A 309-nucleotide genomic window follows, 5' to 3' on the forward strand; every position below is an offset into this window, starting at 1 on the left:
CGCCCTCGATGGTGAACGAGCCATCGGGGTTGGATACGCTGGTGTTGCCAGAGGCATTGTCGGAAGCGATGGCCGAGACCAGGGTATCGCGATCGGCACCCAGGGTGTCGTTGCCCAGGGCGTTGCCGGTGGCGGTGTCGCTGCCGTTGTCTACGGTGGCGGTGTCGTTGGAGGCTTCCGGCACATCGTCGGTGATGTCCACGACCACGGTTACCGTGGTGCTGTCGCCGTCCTTGTCGGTCACCGTCACGTCGAACTCATCGGTGGGCGACTTGCTGGTGTCGTCTACCGGGGTCTTGAGTTCGTATT

Annotated in this window: 1 protein-coding gene; it reads right to left on the reverse strand. The window is 63.1% G+C overall.

The genetic code is table 11. From position 1 onward, the window contains the following. Positions 1-309 (reverse strand): hypothetical protein (locus GVL12_RS26075; protein ID WP_159918408.1); only part of this gene is annotated, 309 nt, incomplete at both ends.

Source organism: Pantoea sp. 18069 (assembly GCF_902706035.1).
GTDB lineage: Bacteria > Pseudomonadota > Gammaproteobacteria > Burkholderiales > Burkholderiaceae_C > Comamonas.